Annotated in this window: 21 protein-coding genes, 1 tRNA gene and 1 pseudogene; 14 read left to right on the top strand and 9 right to left on the bottom strand. The window is 42.7% G+C overall.

Annotated elements, in window-relative coordinates; translation table 11 throughout:
- The first annotated feature begins 117 nt into the window (after positions 1-117).
- Positions 118-1176 (top strand): reverse transcriptase domain-containing protein, encoded by a 1059-nt coding sequence (locus ACM0OS_RS18680; RefSeq protein ID WP_414544699.1) that lies wholly within the window; start codon positions 118-120, stop codon positions 1174-1176.
- An 18-nt stretch (positions 1177-1194) separates the two neighbouring features.
- Positions 1195-1356, top strand: a pseudogene (locus ACM0OS_RS18685) (SUMF1/EgtB/PvdO family nonheme iron enzyme); the annotation flags it as partial.
- A 349-nt stretch (positions 1357-1705) separates the two neighbouring features.
- Here the strand turns inward: ACM0OS_RS18685 and ACM0OS_RS18690 are convergent.
- From ACM0OS_RS18690 to ACM0OS_RS18700, 3 genes are all read right to left on the bottom strand, one after another.
- The gene (locus ACM0OS_RS18690) at positions 1706-2518 is read right to left on the bottom strand and encodes an inositol monophosphatase family protein (RefSeq protein WP_414544700.1); all 813 of its coding nucleotides are present in this window, start codon (positions 2516-2518) and stop codon (positions 1706-1708) included.
- Between the two features lie 84 nt (positions 2519-2602).
- Complete coding sequence (locus tag ACM0OS_RS18695; RefSeq protein WP_414544701.1) at positions 2603-3193, bottom strand: thermonuclease family protein; 591 nt, start codon at positions 3191-3193, stop codon at positions 2603-2605.
- On the bottom strand, positions 3183-3551 hold the full coding sequence (locus tag ACM0OS_RS18700) for a 2Fe-2S iron-sulfur cluster-binding protein (RefSeq protein ID WP_414544702.1): 369 nt from the start codon (positions 3549-3551) through the stop codon (positions 3183-3185). The genes ACM0OS_RS18695 and ACM0OS_RS18700 overlap by 11 nt, the downstream gene beginning before the upstream one ends.
- A 106-nt stretch (positions 3552-3657) precedes the next feature.
- Here ACM0OS_RS18700 and ACM0OS_RS18705 point away from each other — a divergent pair.
- The 3 genes from ACM0OS_RS18705 (at position 3658) to ACM0OS_RS18715 (ending at position 4910) form a co-directional block, all read left to right on the top strand.
- A tRNA-Ser gene (locus ACM0OS_RS18705) sits at positions 3658-3744 on the top strand.
- Between the two features lie 317 nt (positions 3745-4061).
- On the top strand, positions 4062-4328 hold the full coding sequence (locus tag ACM0OS_RS18710) for a hypothetical protein (RefSeq protein ID WP_414544703.1): 267 nt from the start codon (positions 4062-4064) through the stop codon (positions 4326-4328).
- A 240-nt stretch (positions 4329-4568) separates the two neighbouring features.
- A complete protein-coding gene (locus tag ACM0OS_RS18715) occupies positions 4569-4910 on the top strand; it encodes a helix-turn-helix transcriptional regulator (RefSeq protein WP_414544704.1) in 342 nt (113 codons plus the stop codon).
- 9 nt (positions 4911-4919) lie between these two features.
- Here the strand turns inward: ACM0OS_RS18715 and ACM0OS_RS18720 are convergent, their stop codons facing one another.
- The 5 genes from ACM0OS_RS18720 to ACM0OS_RS18740 all read right to left on the bottom strand — a co-directional run bounded on the left by ACM0OS_RS18720 (position 4920) and on the right by ACM0OS_RS18740 (position 8845).
- Entirely contained in the window at positions 4920-5645 is a 726-nt protein-coding gene (locus tag ACM0OS_RS18720) for a polysaccharide deacetylase family protein (RefSeq protein WP_414544705.1), read from the bottom strand.
- Positions 5646-5661: 16 nt separating this feature from the next.
- The gene (locus ACM0OS_RS18725; protein WP_414544706.1) at positions 5662-6783 is read right to left on the bottom strand and encodes a geranylgeranyl reductase family protein; all 1122 of its coding nucleotides are present in this window, start codon (positions 6781-6783) and stop codon (positions 5662-5664) included.
- Positions 6784-6956: 173 nt separating this feature from the next.
- The gene (frr, locus tag ACM0OS_RS18730; RefSeq protein WP_414544707.1) at positions 6957-7505 is read right to left on the bottom strand and encodes a ribosome recycling factor; all 549 of its coding nucleotides are present in this window, start codon (positions 7503-7505) and stop codon (positions 6957-6959) included.
- A complete protein-coding gene (pyrH, locus tag ACM0OS_RS18735) occupies positions 7492-8220 on the bottom strand; it encodes a UMP kinase (RefSeq protein WP_414544708.1) in 729 nt (242 codons plus the stop codon). The genes frr and pyrH overlap by 14 nt, the downstream gene beginning before the upstream one ends.
- Before the next feature lie 70 nt (positions 8221-8290).
- Positions 8291-8845 carry a thioredoxin family protein gene (locus tag ACM0OS_RS18740; RefSeq protein ID WP_414544709.1) on the bottom strand — a complete coding sequence of 185 codons (555 nt, stop codon included), beginning with the start codon at positions 8843-8845 and terminating at the stop codon, positions 8291-8293.
- 1125 nt (positions 8846-9970) lie between these two features.
- Here ACM0OS_RS18740 and ACM0OS_RS18745 point away from each other — a divergent pair.
- From ACM0OS_RS18745 to ACM0OS_RS18785, 9 genes are all read left to right on the top strand, one after another.
- Positions 9971-10492, top strand: a complete 522-nt coding sequence (locus tag ACM0OS_RS18745) for a phycocyanin subunit beta (protein WP_414544710.1) — start codon at positions 9971-9973, stop codon at positions 10490-10492.
- Positions 10493-10575: 83 nt separating this feature from the next.
- Positions 10576-11064: a phycocyanin subunit alpha gene (gene cpcA, locus ACM0OS_RS18750; RefSeq protein WP_414544711.1), complete on the top strand. Its 489-nt coding sequence runs from the start codon at positions 10576-10578 to the stop codon at positions 11062-11064.
- A 158-nt stretch (positions 11065-11222) separates the two neighbouring features.
- Positions 11223-12083: a phycobilisome rod-core linker polypeptide gene (locus ACM0OS_RS18755; RefSeq protein WP_414544712.1), complete on the top strand. Its 861-nt coding sequence runs from the start codon at positions 11223-11225 to the stop codon at positions 12081-12083.
- 110 nt (positions 12084-12193) lie between these two features.
- Complete coding sequence (locus ACM0OS_RS18760) at positions 12194-12442, top strand: phycobilisome linker polypeptide (RefSeq protein WP_414544713.1); 249 nt, start codon at positions 12194-12196, stop codon at positions 12440-12442.
- A 10-nt stretch (positions 12443-12452) separates the two neighbouring features.
- Positions 12453-13283, top strand: a complete 831-nt coding sequence (locus tag ACM0OS_RS18765) for a HEAT repeat domain-containing protein (protein WP_414544714.1) — start codon at positions 12453-12455, stop codon at positions 13281-13283.
- A 78-nt stretch (positions 13284-13361) separates the two neighbouring features.
- Positions 13362-13964: a HEAT repeat domain-containing protein gene (locus tag ACM0OS_RS18770; RefSeq protein ID WP_414544715.1), complete on the top strand. Its 603-nt coding sequence runs from the start codon at positions 13362-13364 to the stop codon at positions 13962-13964.
- Between the two features lie 37 nt (positions 13965-14001).
- Complete coding sequence (locus ACM0OS_RS18775; RefSeq protein WP_414544716.1) at positions 14002-14841, top strand: phycobilisome rod-core linker polypeptide; 840 nt, start codon at positions 14002-14004, stop codon at positions 14839-14841.
- Positions 14842-14892: 51 nt separating this feature from the next.
- Positions 14893-15636, top strand: coding sequence for a phycobilisome rod-core linker polypeptide (locus ACM0OS_RS18780; RefSeq protein ID WP_414544717.1), 744 nt, complete (start codon positions 14893-14895; stop codon positions 15634-15636).
- Positions 15637-15774: 138 nt separating this feature from the next.
- Positions 15775-16542, top strand: coding sequence for a phycobilisome rod-core linker polypeptide (locus ACM0OS_RS18785; RefSeq protein ID WP_414544718.1), 768 nt, complete (start codon positions 15775-15777; stop codon positions 16540-16542).
- Positions 16543-16948: 406 nt separating this feature from the next.
- Here the strand turns inward: ACM0OS_RS18785 and ACM0OS_RS18790 are convergent, their stop codons facing one another.
- Complete coding sequence (locus ACM0OS_RS18790; RefSeq protein WP_414544727.1) at positions 16949-17731, bottom strand: dienelactone hydrolase family protein; 783 nt, start codon at positions 17729-17731, stop codon at positions 16949-16951.
- Positions 17732-17912: the final 181 nt, after the last annotated feature.

Below are 17912 nucleotides of genomic sequence, written 5' to 3' on the forward strand. Positions count from 1 at the left end.
TCAGTCAGACTCCTGGTATACAAGCGGTTCAAGACTTTTCTGCACCACTAAGGGGGGCTAGGGGGGATAAATTCGTGCTTAACATTACAGCTAACTACTTTTCAAAGAACCTCTTAAATGAAACGTTACGGTAATCTTTATCATCAAGTTATTAATTTTGAAAATCTTCTGATAGCTGCTAAAAAAGCCCAAAAGGGTAAAAGATTTCGGGAAAATGTTTTAAATTTTAATGATAATTTAGAAGCCGAATTAGCTCAATTACAAATAGAACTAACTAATCAAACTTATCAGCCTGGTGAATATAGAACCTTTTACATTAAAGAGCCAAAAATTCGCATGATTTCTGCTGCTCCCTACCGAGATAGAGTAGTACATCATGCTTTATGTAATATTATCGTACCTCTGATTGAACCCAGCTTTATCGGTGATTCTTATGCTAATCGTGTAGGTTTTGGTACTCATCGTGCCTTGCGGCGATTTACTCACTTTGCTCGTTCCAGTCGCTATGTGCTTCAGTGTGATATCCAAAAATATTTTCCCAGCATTGACCACGAAATCCTCAAAACCTTGCTGCGTCATAAATTAAAATGTGCAGATACGCTGCGGTTAATAGATACTATGATTGACAACAGCAATGAACAGTTACCAGTAGCTGAATATTTTACGGGTGATAATTTATTCACACCGCTACAAAGACGGCGGGGTTTACCGCTTGGCAATCTTACCAGCCAGTTTTTTGCTAATGTTTATTTAAATAGTTTTGACCATTTTGTCAAAGAACAACTCAAAGTTAGAAAATACCTGCGCTACGTCGATGACTTTGCTTTATTTTCTGATGATTGGAGTTTTTTAGCTGAAGCCCGTTTGCAAGTCATAGAATATTTATCTCAATTAAGATTAAAAATTCATCCTGTCAAAAGTCAGTTATTTAAACTCAAACATGGTGCTAATTTTTTAGGTTTTCGTATTTTACCAGACTGCATCCGGGTACGCTCAGAAAACTTAAGACGAGCAAAACGCCGACTCAAACAAATGCAAATTGACTATATACAGGGTAATATTAATTCAGATTACGTAGCCCAATCGATGCAAAGTTGGTTTGCTCATTTAGAGCATGGCGACACTTGGCGGTTGCGTCAACAGATATTTACTTCTCTTGCTTGGTCAAGAGGGTAGAGAAGGGATGGGCAATTCCGGCTGCTGCGCGGTGGTTCGTGGAACAACAATCCTGAAAACTGTCGTTCTGCCAATCGCAACAACAACAACCCAGACAACGCGAACAACAATATCGGTTTTCGGGTTGTGTGTAGTAGTGTGGCTGCGAGCGCTCTTTTGTACCAGAGTCGGCGGATGTGAATGCGTCGAGCGTGTCAAAAAAGAGTCCAGACCTGTTCCTGTGATATCAGTAATGGTATCCGAAAATAAAACTGAGTTGGGTAGCTTGGTAGGTGTCAAAGCCGAACAGTTGCCCAATTTTTAGCAAGTTTAAAAATTGTATCTGCGATCGCGTGCAGCAATTTCTAAACCTTTTCTACCTGGAAAACTGTAGTTTGTAGTCAATATTATGAAATTGCTTCCTGGTGTCGCAATGACATAAACTCAACTTTTAATGATGGACGAGGTTTAAACTATTAAATTGCTATTTTGGGCAAATTGTTGGTATAAATTAGTATCAATTAGCCCTGCGTCTTCCTACTCCCTACTTTTATTTCCAACTAGACAAGGGCGGAACTTCTACCAATTCTCGACTCAGGTTGTCGTGAATATTACCATTAGTAGCGAGGATTCTACCTGATTCCAACTTAAAGGAAGAACCATCATAGGCGGTGACGTTACCGCCGGCTTCTCGCAATAAAATTACACCAGCCACAACATCCCAAGGTGAAATTCCTCGTTCCCAATAACCATCCACACGCCCACAAGCAACATAAGCTAAATCCAACGCAGCAGAACCGCTACGCCTCACTCCTTGGGTGAGATGGGTGAGATGACAAAATTCTGCATAATTGTTATCAGATGTCTCCCGACGGTCATAAGCAAATCCTGTTACCAGCAGACTTTTACTCAGTTCTGAGGTTTGGGAAACTTTGATGGGATGGCGATCGCGTGTTGCACCTAAGCCATTAGCCGCCCGAAATAACTCATTGTGAAAAGGGTCATAAATCACACCAACTTGCGGTACACCATTAATTAATAACCCGATAGAAACAGCAAAAGCGGGATATTGGTGAGCATAGTTAGTTGTGCCATCTAAAGGATCAATAGCCCAGAGATATTCATTATCTTGATTTCCCAGTTTGCCTGATTCTTCAGCTAAGATGGAATGTTGGGGAAAGTGACGACGCAAAACATCTAAAATCACCACCTCCGAGGCTTTATCCGCAGCCGTGACTAAATCACCAGGGCGACCCTTTTCCGTAATAGCATCTTCTAATTTACCCAAATACCCTTGCAAAACTGCACCCGCAGCCAACGCCGCTTCCGTCGCAATATCTAGAAAAATTTGTAGATTAGTCATTGGTTATTGGTGATTATTAAAAGACAACAGGTTACGGGAAATGGGGAACAGGAAAACTTTTTCACTTCCCCACCTCCCCAATCCCTACAAATTTCGCCGACGAAATTCAGCAGGAGTCAGACGCATGGGTTGTTCTGGGTTCCAAATGCCTTTGCCCATGAGTCTAGCCCATTGTTGGGCGCGTTCTAAGCGCTGGTCATATTTATGGTTAGGCGATCGCCCGACAAATAATGCATATCCTTGTTCTATGACTTGTTCATTCAATAATTTTTCATCTCTCCACACATAAGCCAAAGTCCGCCCAATTGTATCTTTGGTTTCGACATCAAATTCTAGGGTGACGGGTGTTTCTAGATCACCAATTAACTGTTCTAGAGTTTGTCTGGCTTCATCTCCCCAGGGGCTTTGACGCAAATCGGGTGCATCAATTCCCAATAATCGGACTCTAGAAATTAAAGTTGGTTGTTCCCCTATGCCTAAAACTTCTAAACTTTGTCCACTTACCACCCGCGCCACTTTTACTTGAATCTGATTGTCTACCGACTGATTATGGGCTTGACAACTTATTAACAGCAGCAAGCAACCTAAAATAGTTATTTTTCGCGCCCAGATAACTAAGCGCGGCGCCCAAAATTTCCTGTACACCGCTGCTGTAAACCAAATCTTACTCTTCATCTAACGGTAAACCCGCCTTAACTCTCCCTTTAGCAAAATAACGCCCAAACTGAAGTTCATAAACCTCATCCTCATCTTGTGTTTCTACCTCCAAGTCAGAACGGGCGTAACTGACGCATAACAAGGCATAACCTTGACGGCGTAACTCTGGAGACAATCCCACCGCCTCTGGTTGATAAATTTCTCCAGACAATACTTTAACAGCACAAGTTGTACAAGCTCCATTACGACAGGAAAATGGCAGTTCCACCCCTTGTTGTTCGGCAGTGTGGAGAATATAACGGTCTTCTGGTACTGCGAGGTTGTATTCTTTATCGGTGGCGCGATCGCGGACTTTAATTGTGTATGTACGGGACATGATGATTTGGGATTCTGGATGGGAACTTTTAGCTTTAATCTAATATGTCTTTTTATATCTTTGCATTTTCTAGGTTTTCATAGTACAATCGTAAATCGTGGCACCTGGAGAGGTGGCCGAGTGGTTGAAGGCGCAGACCTGGAAAGTCTGTTATGCGGAAACGTATACGAGGGTTCGAATCCCTCCCTCTCCGTTTTTCAACTGAATATTCAATGTATTGTTTGCAGCTAGGTCATCTGAGGTGATAGAAAAGTACACAAACTCCGAAATTTCCTCTAAAAACTGCCCGTGTCTGACACTAAGATATGAATATTTTGCACAATGCGTCCGCATTTCCAGTAAAATTGCTGTATTCTAGTTTTTGCTGAGTAACTTTTTCAACAATAAACTTTATAATATCTTTTTGCGGATCTCTCTAAAGATTCTTGAAACACTACATTAGTATCTTTCAGAATCGATGTTAAGATTTTGGCTTTTTCAATCTGTAGTTTTCCACCCATCCCTATAAATATGAAACTAATCAAAAAATCGGAAAAACTCCTCCTCGATAAAATAAAAACCTTAGAGGAAGAAGAAGAACAAAGTCTACAAGCGGATGCAGATACTTTGCATTCTCTAGAATCTCTACTAGAAGACAATCAACAATTGTATCTAGATAATCAAGAACCAAACTATATTCCATCCCGTGACAATCCCATAGTCCGGTCTGTTGGTAACTCAGGTTGGCAAGTTTCTGATATCTGGAAGGATGTGAGAGTAGATACTTTCTGTAGTTGATCAAATTGTTAAGTAATTAAATTAATTAAAATTAAAATACTCTCTTAGTACATAGTGAGTGTTTTAGTTGTCAACACCAGGGTTTTAGGTAACTAAAGCCCTTTTTTTGTTGGCGTTGGAGTGTATTTATGCCGATCACCTGATGTGTCCTCAAAAGAATTTTTTTTAGGAATTTTTTGCTCCTCTGGTTTTTTTGGTGTTAGGATCTACCACTATAGATAGATTAAAAGTGCTGTAGCTGTGAAAAATAAGCCAAAACCAAGGATCGCTTTGTTGCGTGAGAAAGCAGGGCTAACCCAGCTTCAATTGTCACGTCTTGTGGGCGTCACTGAAAGCACTATCCAAAACTGGGAAAGCGGTAGGACTGGGACGGATCATATTGAAAGAATTATTAGGTTTTGTAAAGCCTTAAATTGTCAAGTTGATGACTTAATTGATTACATGGGTGATTCATCAGAAAATTCCTTAACGGAACCAGGTTCGTTAAATGAAATCCATCATTTGTTGGGTACAGAGGAATTAGCCGCAGATCCACGTTCTGATAGTGAAGTTTTTCAACCGCGAGAAGCAAAAAGTAGTTAAAGCCTGAATTTATTCATGACAATCTTTAGCCAGGGAAATGACATTTCCTGAATGATGATTACTAGTCTGAAATTGCTGCCATAGACTATCAATAGTCACAAATTGATAGCCTTGCTGTAACAATTGAGGAATTAACACTTGAATTGTGGCAGCAACATCCTGTCCACCATAAACCCCATCGTGCAAGACGATGAGTGAGCCATTTTGCACTTGTTTGAGAACACGTTGCACCACAGTTGCTACTCCTGGCCTTTCCCAGTCTACTGGTACAATACTCCACATTACTGGGCGGTAATTCCACTGAATAAATAATTGTAAGGTTTTGGGTGTAAAGAAACCATTGGGAGGACGGACATCACATACTTGTGCGGGTAACAGGTCACAAGCCTGATAAATGGCAGCTTGAGTCTTTTCTAAACTGTCGCGCAGCTCATGTGGAGTCAGCATGGGGAAAGAACGATGATCGTAACCATGTAATCCTATCCAGTGGCCGCGATCGCAGATGGCTTTGGCTATGTCTGGTGAACGGTTGACACAAGCACCCAACCAAAAAAAACTAGCTGGAATATTGTAACGGTCTAAAACTTCCAGGACTTGGGGTGTGTATTCTGGATGGGGGCCATCATCAAATGTTAAGGCAATCTTTTTCAGCGAGCGATCGCCATGCCATAAACAGTTGGGAAAACTCGGTTGCAGAATCCGGTGTACAAATGGCAGAAAAGGAGCTAGCTGCATAACTAAATAAATCCTACTAACCTCCAAAACCAGGAATTAGTCGTTTTAAGGCACGACCAGCAACTTCACCATAGCGTAATTCACCACAGAGAATTTTCCCCATAATGTGAGCGCCAGAGGGACGCTTCACACCCACTTGGTAACCAACATGGGGAAAGCGATAGAATGCGCCAGCTATTTTCTTCGCCCAAGCCATATCACTACCCCATTGTTCATTGAGAGCTTCACTGTATTGTTCTAGGGCGTTGATGTCACCAGCCAGGGCTTGATTAACGAATTGCGCTGCTAGTAACCCGCTAAAAATGGATGGACGAATGCCTTCTGCTGTCATCGGGTCAACTACACAAGCAGCTTCCCCAGCTAAAACGGCATTTTGCGTATGTAGTTTTTGATGACCATCCCATAAACAAAGTGGATGACCGTATTGCTTGCCAAGTTTGATATCTAGCCCAAAGGATTTAGCATATTCATCCACAATTTGCTTGAAGTTTTGGGCTTGTCCGCCAATAAATGTCCCCACGCCAATGGAATAACCATCAGCTTTCGGGAAGTTCCAAATGTAGCCGTTTTTGACTAAACCAAACTCCAAGTGCAGTGTAGATTTGTCAGCGACGACCGTAGGAATTTCTGCCTCTAACGCACCTGCTAGGCGGCGTTTGCGGTCTTGGAAGCCTAGCCATTTTGCCATTGGCCCTTTAGCACCATCAGCGGCGATTAAGTAGCGACCTGTAACGGGGCCATTAACTGTGTCAACTTGCCAATAATCATTGTGAAACTCAATTCCTGTCACTTCTGTTTGGGCGCGGATTTCGGCTCCTTGCTTCTGGGCTTGCTGCACCAGAAAATTATCAAAAACATCACGTCGTACCATCCATACTGGTTCCTGGGTGGAAATTGTCGCCTCTACGGGGTCGCCTAATTGCCAGGTGAAGCGCAGCGAATCCACTTTTGTCGAAATTGCGGGGCTAAAATCAAAGTCAAACCATTGAGCGATGGCTGGTGATACCCCACCACCACAGGGTTTGTATCTGGGTAGGGATGCTTTTTCTAAAACTAAAACTGAGCGGCCTTTTTTGGCCAAATGATATGCTGCTGTACCACCAGCTGGCCCAGCACCCACAATGATGGTGTCGTACATAATAGCTGAATTTGTGTTCCTGAATTATTTGGTTTTTCGCAGACTTGATGGCACAATTTAGAAGTTTTCCTCAACATTTCCATCTGCAATACACAAAGGCTGAAGAATTTTGACATTACTCTTCAGCCTTTATATTTTGATACTACCCTACTCTATTTGCACAAGATACTGCGTTAGACTGTGGAAATGTCTTTTTCTTTTTCTGCCAGTAAATCGTCTATTTTGGCGGTGTATTTATTTGTGAGTTTTTGCAGTTCATCTTGTAGGTCTTTGGATTCATCTTCAGAAATTTCTGAAGCTTTTTCCTGCTTGCGAATCGAGTCTATGGCATCGCGGCGGATATTGCGAATAGCAACACGACCGTCTTCAGCATACTTAGCTGCTAATTTGACAAATTCTTTCCGGCGATCGCTTGTTAAGGGCGGAATATTTAGCCGAATTACAGAACCGTCGTTATTGGGTGTTAAACCTACATCCGAAAGGGAAATCGCCTTCTCAACGGTGTTTAAACTGCCTTTATCGTAGGGCTGAATCAATATTGTCGTGGCATCTGGCGTGCTAATATTCGCCAGAGATTTTAAAGACGTGGGTGAACCGTAGTAGTCCACTAAAACTTTATCTAGCAAACTCGCATTGGCTCGACCCGTGCGAATGGTGTTAAAAGAACGTTGAGTTGCCTCAACAGTCTTTTGCATCGTACTCTCAGCTTCAGATAATTTCACAAGAACCTCCCACAAGGGTGCCGATGGATTCTCCCAATACTGCCCGGCGGACGTTACCTCGCACGGTTAAATCAAAAACCAGAATTGGGATATTATTTTCTTTACATAAGGCAATCGCTGTACTATCCATTACCCGCAAATCTTGAGCCAAAACGTGGGCGTAGGTGAGACTGGTATAACGTTTGGCGTCAGGATAAACATGGGGGTCAGCATCGTACACTCCGTCTACCTTGGTGGCTTTGAAAATCACCTCAGCATCGATTTCTGCGGCTCTTAAGGCCGCAGTGGTGTCAGTAGTAAAAAACGGATTTCCTGAACCAGCACCAAAAATTACCACCCGCCCTTTTTCGAGATGACGGATGGCGCGACGACGGATATACGGTTCTGCTAATTCTTGCATAGCGATCGCGGTTTGTACCCGCGTCTGTACCCCTATTCGTTCCAGCGAATCTTGTAGCGTCATGGCATTCATTACCGTGGCAATCATCCCTATGTAGTCAGCGGTGGCCCTGTCCATCCCCGCCGATGCCGCTTTAACGCCACGGAAAATATTGCCGCCTCCCACGACGATGGCTATTTGAACGCCAGTGGCTATCACCTCTGCTACTTCCTGCGCTATTTCTTTGACCACTTCTGGATCAATCCCATAGCCCATGTTGCCCATTAAGGCTTCACCGCTTAGTTTAAGTAAAACCCGTCGGTAATTCGTTCCCATGAAGTCACACTTTATCAAATAAGTTGCAATTGCCTCCAATTTAAGATAGCAGCACAGTGACTATCTATGTCTAGTTCCGCCAAATCAATGAAGTTCCTATGGGTTTGGTTTCAAAGAGGTTAATTGCTTGACCTTTGAACAGAGAGGCGATGGCATTTCGCAAATAATTTTCTCCCAAAAATGATGGATCTTGGGGATGATTGTCAATTTGACCCTTGTATCTTAATATACCGTTTTTATCTATTAGGAAAGCCATTGGCGTTTTACTAGCACCAAAACTGCGAGTCACATCTTGGGTTGAATCCCATAAATAAGGGAAGTTCAACTGGTGACGTTGGGCAAAAGCTTTCATGTTGTCAAAACTTTCAGTCAGATTCTGAGTAGCACTGCTGCCATTGACACCAATTAGTGTAAAACTATCTGCGGCAAATTCCGCTTGAATTTTTTTTAGTCTATCTAAATACAAGCTGACATAAGGACAGTGGTTGCACATGGAAATCACACCAACTGCACAGAACCTCTCTAAATAACGGCTGAGATGGTGTACTTGATTGTCAATTCCAGGCAGCTCAAAATCTGGTGCATAGCTACCAATAGGGGTGTCAATTGTTTCTAGTATATTCATCTTCTATAGCCGGAAGGAACTAGGAACAAAAAAGTCTAGGTGAAATTTAGTACCACTTTTTTGCGTGCAAACCACATTTTAACCAATGCTTGATATGCCACAATTCTATAAATCGATTGCACAGCCGTAAATTGTGAAACTACTGAATCTACTACCGATGATAATTTTCATACACTTAGTTACAGCTATAGTAATCCGCAGTGATTTGTGATGGCTGGTGTCAGCAATAGGCAATCAGGCTATTCAAGTTGTACTGAGTTTTTAGTGTATAGCCCAAGCTACAGCAATACAAATTACATAGGTGGAGGCGTATAGTTTCCGGTAAATAGAAGATGCTGTAGAGACACCGTGTTGTTTTATCAGAAAAATTTTACGATAAATTCACATCACTTCACATTACTCTCTGGATGGTCATTTTCTGAACACAGAAAACAAATCACTCTTACCAATAAAAAAGCATTGGGAATTTAGTACTACATAGGTCTGTCTCATCTTCTCCAGTCCCCAGTCTCCCTGGGATTTATGTTGAGATTTGTAAACATTTTTCCCCTATTTTGCTCCGGAAATTATGAATTAAAGCTACTCTCCGTAATATATAGAAATATTAAGTTAATGATTTTTAATAAAAAAATATTACTTAAAAAGGTAATACGGAGCCACAAAGTCTTTATCTGTATGGATTTCCGAAAAAATAAAAACAATCTAAACCCAGTAAAATCGCTAGACAAACTCGTCAAATGTGTATTTATGTTACGAAAATATCAGGGATTTCTCAGGTATATCCCTTGTATGTAAAGGATTTGAGGTTGATCTTATTCGTGCATCTTATTTATTCATAATTTGTAACAGATAAAAGGATCTATAGCATTGTATAAACATAATCTGGAGGGGTTAAAGCACAGATAAAAGTTAAACAAGGTAATCAATTCATCAAGTTTGCCTGATTCTCATAAATCACCCCAGATTCTCATAATTCCTAGTTCATCTAGTAGTAGGGAAATTTGAGACTAACATGAGAAGCTGTTTGATACTCAAGTCTGTAATTTTAAGCCATCCAAATTTGATAAAACATTGCCAGTTTTAATCCAGACATCTCTCAACTAAGGAATTAGGAGATTAGAGTCCATGACATTAGATGTATTTTCCAAGGTAGTTTCTCAAGCCGATGCCAGAGGCGAATTCCTCAGCAACGAACAACTAGATGCTTTAACAAAAGTTGTTAGCGAAGGTAACAAGCGCTTAGATGTTGTCAACCGCATCACCAGCAATGCTTCCGCTATTGTGACCAACGCTGCACGTAGCTTGTTTGAAGAACAACCCAACTTGATTGCTCCTGGTGGTAACGCTTACACCAACCGTCGTATGGCTGCTTGCCTACGCGACATGGAAATCATTTTACGCTACGTTACCTATGCTGCATTGGCTGGTGACGCGAGTGTACTAGATGATCGTTGTTTGAATGGTCTGCGTGAAACCTACCAAGCTTTGGGTACTCCTGGTTCTTCTGTAGCTGTTGGCGTTCAAAAAATGAAGGATGCAGCAGTCTCTATTGTTAACGATCCTAACGGAATCAGCAAAGGTGACTGTAGCTCACTAGTTTCTGAATTGGCTAGCTACTTTGATCGTGCTGCTGCTGCTGTTGCCTAACAAGCAAAAATAGCCGAGAGTCTAAGCCAAAAATTAGCTCTCCAAGCAAAACATTGAAGAAATAACTAAGGAGATACTGAACTATGAAGACACCAATTACCGAAGCAATTGCAGCTGCTGATACCCAAGGACGCTTTTTGAGCAACACTGAACTTCAAGCTGTTAATGGTCGTTTTGTACGTGCTATTGCCAGCATGGAAGCTGCTCGTGGTTTGACAGCAAACGCTCAAAAACTGATTGATGGCGCTACCCAAGCTGTTTACCAAAAATACCCCTACACCACCCAAACATCAGGCGCGCAATTTGCTGCTGATAGCCGTGGTAAATCTAAGTGCGCTCGTGACGTCGGTCACTACCTCCGCATCATTACTTACAGCTTAGTTGCTGGTGGTACAGGCCCCTTGGATGAATACCTAATTGCTGGTTTGGCTGAAATCAACAGTGCATTTGATTTGTCTCCCAGCTGGTACGTAGAAGCATTGAAGCACATCAAATCTAATCATGGTTTGAGTGGTCAAGCTGCTAACGAAGCTAACACCTACATTGACTATGCAATTAACGCTCTCAGCTAGATAGCGTTTGCCCGGAGAGGGATGCAAGTGCTGGATGTAGTCACCTAGCAGTTGGATCTCGCCCCGGGCATTGTTTTATGTAGGGATAAATAAAAAGCTTTTAGCAAGGCTATGCAGTCGGCAACAGCCGCAGTGCAAATAAATAGGGGAAAATAAAAATGGCGATTACAACAGCTGCATCCAGATTAGGAACAGAAGCTTTTAGTCAAGTAAGTAGAGTTGAACTTCGCCCCAACGCTAGCCGAGAAGAAGTCGAAGCAGTGATCAAAGCCGTTTATCGGCAAGTCTTAGGTAATGACTATTTGATGGCTTCAGAACGTCTCGTCAGCGCCGAATCACTCCTGCGGGATGGTAACCTGACAGTGCGGGAGTTCGTGCGTAGCGTTGCTCAATCAGAACTCTACAAAACTAAGTTTTTTTACAACAATTTCCAAACTCGATTAATAGAACTCAACTACAAACATTTGTTGGGTCGTGCGCCTTATGATGAGTCGGAAGTTGTTTACCACTTAGATTTATATCATAACCAAGGCTACGATGCCGAAATCAACTCTTACATTGATTCTGTAGAGTACCAAAATAACTTCGGCGATAACGTTGTGCCTTATTATCGAGGCTTTAGCAATCAGCCAGGGCAAAAAACTGTAGGCTTTAATCGGATCTTCCAGTTGTACCGGGGTTATGCCAATAGCGACAGCGCCCAAGTAGGTGGAAAAAAATCCCGTTTAGCGCAGGAGCTAGCTAGCAACACAGCTTCATCAATTATCGGGCCATCAGGTAGCAACGATAATTGGAGTTTCCGAGCGTCATCTGATGTCGCGCCGAAGAAGAATTTAGGTAATGCTGTGGGTAAAGGCGATCGCACTTACCGCATCGAAGTCACCGGCATCCGTAATCCTGGCTATCCCAGCGTGCGTCGTAGCAGTACAGTATTTATTGTACCTTACGAGCGGTTGTCAGACAAAATACAGCAAATTCATCGAGTAGGCGGCAAAATTGCCAGCGTTACACCAGCATAAGCAATGGTTCGGTGGTGAGTAGTTAGTCGCTTGAAGTCTTGGTCAAGCAAGTGGCAACTGACAACTAATTAATTCAGTCACAATCAAACAGTAGAGGAGATATAGAAGTAATGTTCGGTCAAACCACACTTGGTGCCGGTAGCGCTTCCTCATCTGCAAGCCGAGTTTTTCGTTACGAAGTCGTAGGCTTGCGGCAAAACTCAGAAACCGACAAAAATAAATTCAGCATCCGTCGCAGTGGTAGTGTGTTTATCACAGTGCCATACAATCGCATGAATGACGAAATGCAGCGGATTAACCGTCTAGGTGGCAAAATCGTTAATATTGAGCCATTGAGCGCTGAAGAAGCAGAAAATTAACTTCCTGGCAATGATAGAACCCAGTGCGGAAGAATATTCAGCAGATAATGCGTTACAGCTAACACCAGAGCTAGCGATCGCCAACCTGCAATCATCAGATTTAAGTCTCCGCTATTATGCAGCTTGGTGGCTAGGAAAGTTTCGAGTTAGTCAACCTGCTGCTGTAAATGCCTTAATTTCTGCCTTAGAGGATGAAGCCGACAGAACAGAACTGGGGGGTTATCCTTTACGACGCAATGCAGCCAGAGCGCTGGGGAAATTGGGTGATGCTACAGCCGTACCAGGTTTAATTAAGTGCTTGGAATGTCCTGACTTTTATGTGCGAGAAGCAGCAGCCCAGTCCCTGCAAATGTTGGGTGATCAAACTGCGGCACCAGCACTCATGAAAATGCTAGATGGGGGTATCGCACAGGCCGTGCAAGTACCAGGATGCCCCCATCTGACCCAGCCCTATGAAGCGGTATTAGAAGCCTTAGGTGCTTTTGGTGACACTAAGGCGATCTCTCTGATTGAACCGTTTTTAGAGCATGAAATCCCCCGCATCCAGTGTGCCGCAGCCAGAGCAATGTACCAACTGACATCTAACCCTACCTATGGGGAACGGTTAGTGAAAATGTTGGATATTGGCGATCTCAAATTGCGTCGTGTGGCTTTGGGAGATTTGGGCGCCATCGGCTATATGGCAGCAGCAGAGGCGATCGCTAATGCCAAAGCAGAAAATAGCTTCAAACTCATCGCCCTGAAAGGATTGTTAGAGCATCAACTCACAGAAGAGTTAGATGCCTTGTCTGTTTCTGATGATGCGATCAGGGTCATGAACTTGATGGATTCACTGTTGTAGTCATTAATAATTCGTAGTTAGTAATTCTTAATTCGTTACGGGCTACGAATTATCAATTACGAATTGGAGCGAAGCGACTTGACTGATGAACTAATCCGTGCCGTCGCCCTGGCAGACACACCAGCAAAAATGGTAACGGCAGTGCAAAATTTGGCAGCCGCAAAAAATGTAGCAGCCATTCCCACCTTAATAGCGGTGTTTGGTTATAACAACCCAGCGGCCGCAACCTTGGCAGTGGACGCATTGACAGAATTGGGAGAAATAGCAGTGCCACAATTGCTAACCCAAATTGATGATTATAACTATGGGGCACGGGCTTATTCGATTCGTACTTTAGCGGCGATCGCAGACCCCCGTGCTTTAGATGTTTTAATCACAGCCGCAGCTACAGATTTTGCCCCTAGTGTCCGTCGCGCCGCAGCTAAGGGATTGGGCAACTTACACTGGCATCAACTCAAATTTCCCGACAGCCACACTGCGCCTAAAAAGGCTTTGGAAACTTTGCTGTTGATTTCTCAAGACTCAGAATGGTCGATCCGTTATGCCGCTGTTGTCGGTTTGCAGGCCTTGGCGAACGTACCTGATTTGCAGGAACCCATCCAAACCAGACTCAAACAAATGCTGGCTACTGATGTCGAAAAGTCGATTCGCGCCCGTGTCCAGCTAGCTAGTAACCAATAACTTGAACCTAATACCATAAAATAAGGCAAAAGTCAATATGTCAATACCACTGCTCAATTATTCTCCTACCACGCAAAATCAGCGTGTAGATGGTTACGAAGTACCTAACGAAGATACACCGACCATGTATCGGTTAGCATCTGCTACCTCAGATACAGACATTGATGCCATTATTTGGGCAGCATATCGGCAAATCTTTAGCGAACACTTAATAATCGAGAGCAACCGCCAATCCTTTTTAGAATCTCAACTACGAAATCGGGCCATCAACGTCCGGGATTTTATCCGCGGATTAGGCAAATCTGAAGTTTACCGCACACAAGTAGCAGACCTCAACTCCAACTACCGCCTAGTTGACATCACCCTAAAGCGGTTCTTGGGACGCGCCGCTTACAACAAAGAAGAAGAAATCGCTTGGTCAATTGTCATTGCTACCAAAGGATTGCACGGTTTCATCGATGCCTTACTAGACAGTGATGAATACCTAGAAAACTTTAACGATGACATTGTACCTTTCCAACGCCGTCGGTTTAAAGGCAGACCCTTTAACTTAGTTAACCCCCGGTACAATTCCTACTGGCGCGATCGCCAAACCATGCAAGCCTTCGGTGGTCGTTCCTTCTACAATGCTCGTACCACTGGTTATTTAAGTAAAGAAGATATTCGTCGGGTAATTCCTGCCAATTTCATGGATATGGCTGGAAAAATGATTACTGGTGAACGCAACTACCAGCGCACAGTAGCTTCAGTCACATCTCAAATCAAAAATATAGAAATTCCCGACAACTCCCGCGAAATTGGTACCCCACAACCAACCGTCAAACCTGTGGCTGTGTCCCTACCTTATCGTTATATTCCGGGAATCAAGACCAACTAAAAAATTAAGTCATTCCCCTGACCTAAAACAACTCACCACAAAAAATTAACCATGACAATCCCTTTATTAGAATACAAACCCAGTTCTCAAAACCAACGCGTTCCTGGTTACGAAGTACCTAACGAAGATACACCCAGAATTTACCGCATCGAAGACTATGCTTATGATGGTGAAGTCCAAGAATTAATTTGGGCAGCCTATCGGCAAGTTTTTAGCGAACATGAAATCCTTAAATTCTATCGCCAAAGTAACTTAGAATCTCAGGTGAAGAATCGAGCCATTACCGTGCGCGACTTTATCCGGGGTCTGGCTAAATCCGAGTCCTTCCGGAATTTAGTGGTACAAACTAACTCTAACTATCGCCTGGTAGAAATTGCTCTCAAACGGCTTTTAGGTCGGACATCTTATAACAAAGATGAAGAAATTGCTTGGTCAATCAAAATAGCTACTCTCGGCTGGGATGGTTTTGTTGATGCCTTGATAGACTCTCAAGAATATCAAACCAACTTTGGTGAGAACATCGTTCCCTACCAACGACGACGCTACAAAGATAGACCTTTTAATTTGGTGACACCTCGTTATGGTGACTACTGGCGCGACAAGTTAGAAGATGCACGCTATATAGAAGGCGACATTAAGAATTTCTGGGAATTAGCCGGTTCCATGTCAATCAGAACCGTGACCTACACACCAGTGAACCTGGCAAACATCCAAATTCCCGATACAACCAGAGAAACGACACCACAAGGAATCCCTCTTTCCATCAATTCCAGTGCCAATTTCCCGGTGCGGTAATTTGAAAAACCAGGAAAGTTAAATAACATAATGCGGGAGAATAAATAAAGCACGAATGAAGGTTGTGAATTATTCAACCTCCTTCAATTTTCCGAGCTAGCTTTTTGTTTAATTTGTTAATAAGAGGAAGAACGCAGTATGTCCCTGCCTTTACTTCAATACAAACCAAGTAGTCAAAATCACCGAGTCAGTAGCTTTGGTGTAGCTGACCAGAATGAAGATACACCATATATCTACCGCACCGAAGATGTCAGTTCCTACACTGATATTCAAAGCATCATTTGGGCTGCCTATCGCCAACTTTTCAGTGAACATGAGATTCTGAAATTTAATCGTCAAAAAACTCTAGAATCTCAACTCAAAACTGGCTCATTATCAGTGCGGGACTTCATCCGCGGTTTAGCCCAATCTGAAGCATTCTATCGTTTAGTTGTCTCTGTCAACAACAACTACCGTTTAGTAGACATTACCCTCAAGCGTTTATTAGGTCGTTCTTCTTACAACAAAGAAGAACAAATCGCTTGGTCAATTGTCATTGGTACTAAAGGTTTTAGCGGCTTCGTTGATGCCATAGTAGACAGCGAAGAATACACCCAAAGCTTTGGCGATAACATCGTTCCCTACCAACGCAAACGTTTAGAAGGTCGTCCCTACAACTTGGTAACCCCCCGCTACGGCGAAGACTTCCAAGAAAGAGAAGGCACCGTTCAAACCGATTGGCGCATTACTTTGGAGAAGTTCTACACTCGCAAGTTCCAAGACAAACGACTTGCCGAAGGCGATCCTCGCAAATATGCAAATATGGCAGCATCAGTCAGTAGTCAAGGCAACTACGCGCAAAGACTCTCTGCATTTGATATTGATTATCTGAGTGCAGTACCTTACCGCGGTGGTAGCAGACGCTAAAATTTAATATCTGATTGCGTGCAATTTTATACTGGGTCTGGTTTTTGCGTTAATGTAACGACGGGTTTACAGATTTTCTGTTAGCTAGTCGTTGTGTTAAGTGGGAACTAGACCCAGTAGCTTTTTGGGCGCTTGATGAATTACCGCCAAAGCACAACCAATAAACGATTGCAGTCATAGCGTCTAGCCTCTATTTTTAATTTTGGTAAATTAAGTTGACTTTTTGTAACAATTTTGTTAAATTTATTTACATAAGTTAGCAAAACAACTCAAACCATATAGAGAAATCTTAAATATCGCTTCTGAGTATTGATGTATCTAAATCGTCATTCTTATCTTCTCCTAATCACGAACCTCGGTTGCCAAGCCGAGGTTTTTTGTTTGGTATGGCAGTTATCAGGGATGTTTAGCGAAAAATTTCGGCGAAAAACTGCTTCATGGCTTGCCACGATCGCTTGGCAACAACTTCGTTATACAGTGATTGTGGAGGATTATTGGCTTCTGGGTTAGTGAAGCTATGCACTGCACCACCATAAGAGACTAATTGCCAATCTACATTGGCTGCTCGCATTTCGGTGGCAAATGCTTGCACTTGTTCATCTGGCACGAGAGGATCATCAGCACCATGTAAAACTAATACTTTGGCGTTGATGTTATTAGCATCCTTGGGGTTAGGGGTATCCAGGTTACCGTGGAAACTAACCACACCGCCAATATTGGCACCGCTACGTGCTAGTTCTAAGACAGCACCGCCACCAAAGCAGTAACCAACGGCTGCAATGCGTTTGACATCAGTTAACGAATTTTGTTGCAAAACTTGTAAGCCAGCGTTGGTGCGATCGCGCAATAATTGTCTATCCTGACGATAAATTGATGCTTGTTTGCCTGAATCTTCAGGGTTCTGTGGTCTAATACCTTTGCCGTAGATATCAGCAGCAAAGGCTACATAACCTAGTTTCGCTAATTCCTCAGTGCGTTTTTTAACATAGGACTGTAATCCATTCCATTCATGCACTACTAACACACCGGGACGCTGACCCTTGATGGTGTCGTCATATGCCAAATAACCTTCTAAAACTGTATTACCGTGTTTATACTCAACAGTTCTAGTTTGAATAGCTGCCAGCACTTGTGTAGAAGTTAACGACAAAACTACAGGCGCAAACAAAACAGGAAGCAGTAATTTCATATCCAAAGCACTCAGTAAAACAGTGATTTGCATTGATTATCTCTGGAAACTAGGCCATCACTGTATAATTTGCCTGACAATATTATTTGTTTTTTTAGTAAAGCTCATCAGGCTTTGTTGATAATTGGGGGCAAAAAGTTAGTTTTTATTGACATTACGGTATTCTCCCACAGCTAAATAC

It is taken from the genome of Nostoc sp. CCY0012, assembly GCF_963920855.1.
Classification (GTDB): Bacteria; Cyanobacteriota; Cyanobacteriia; order Cyanobacteriales; family Nostocaceae; genus Cyanocohniella.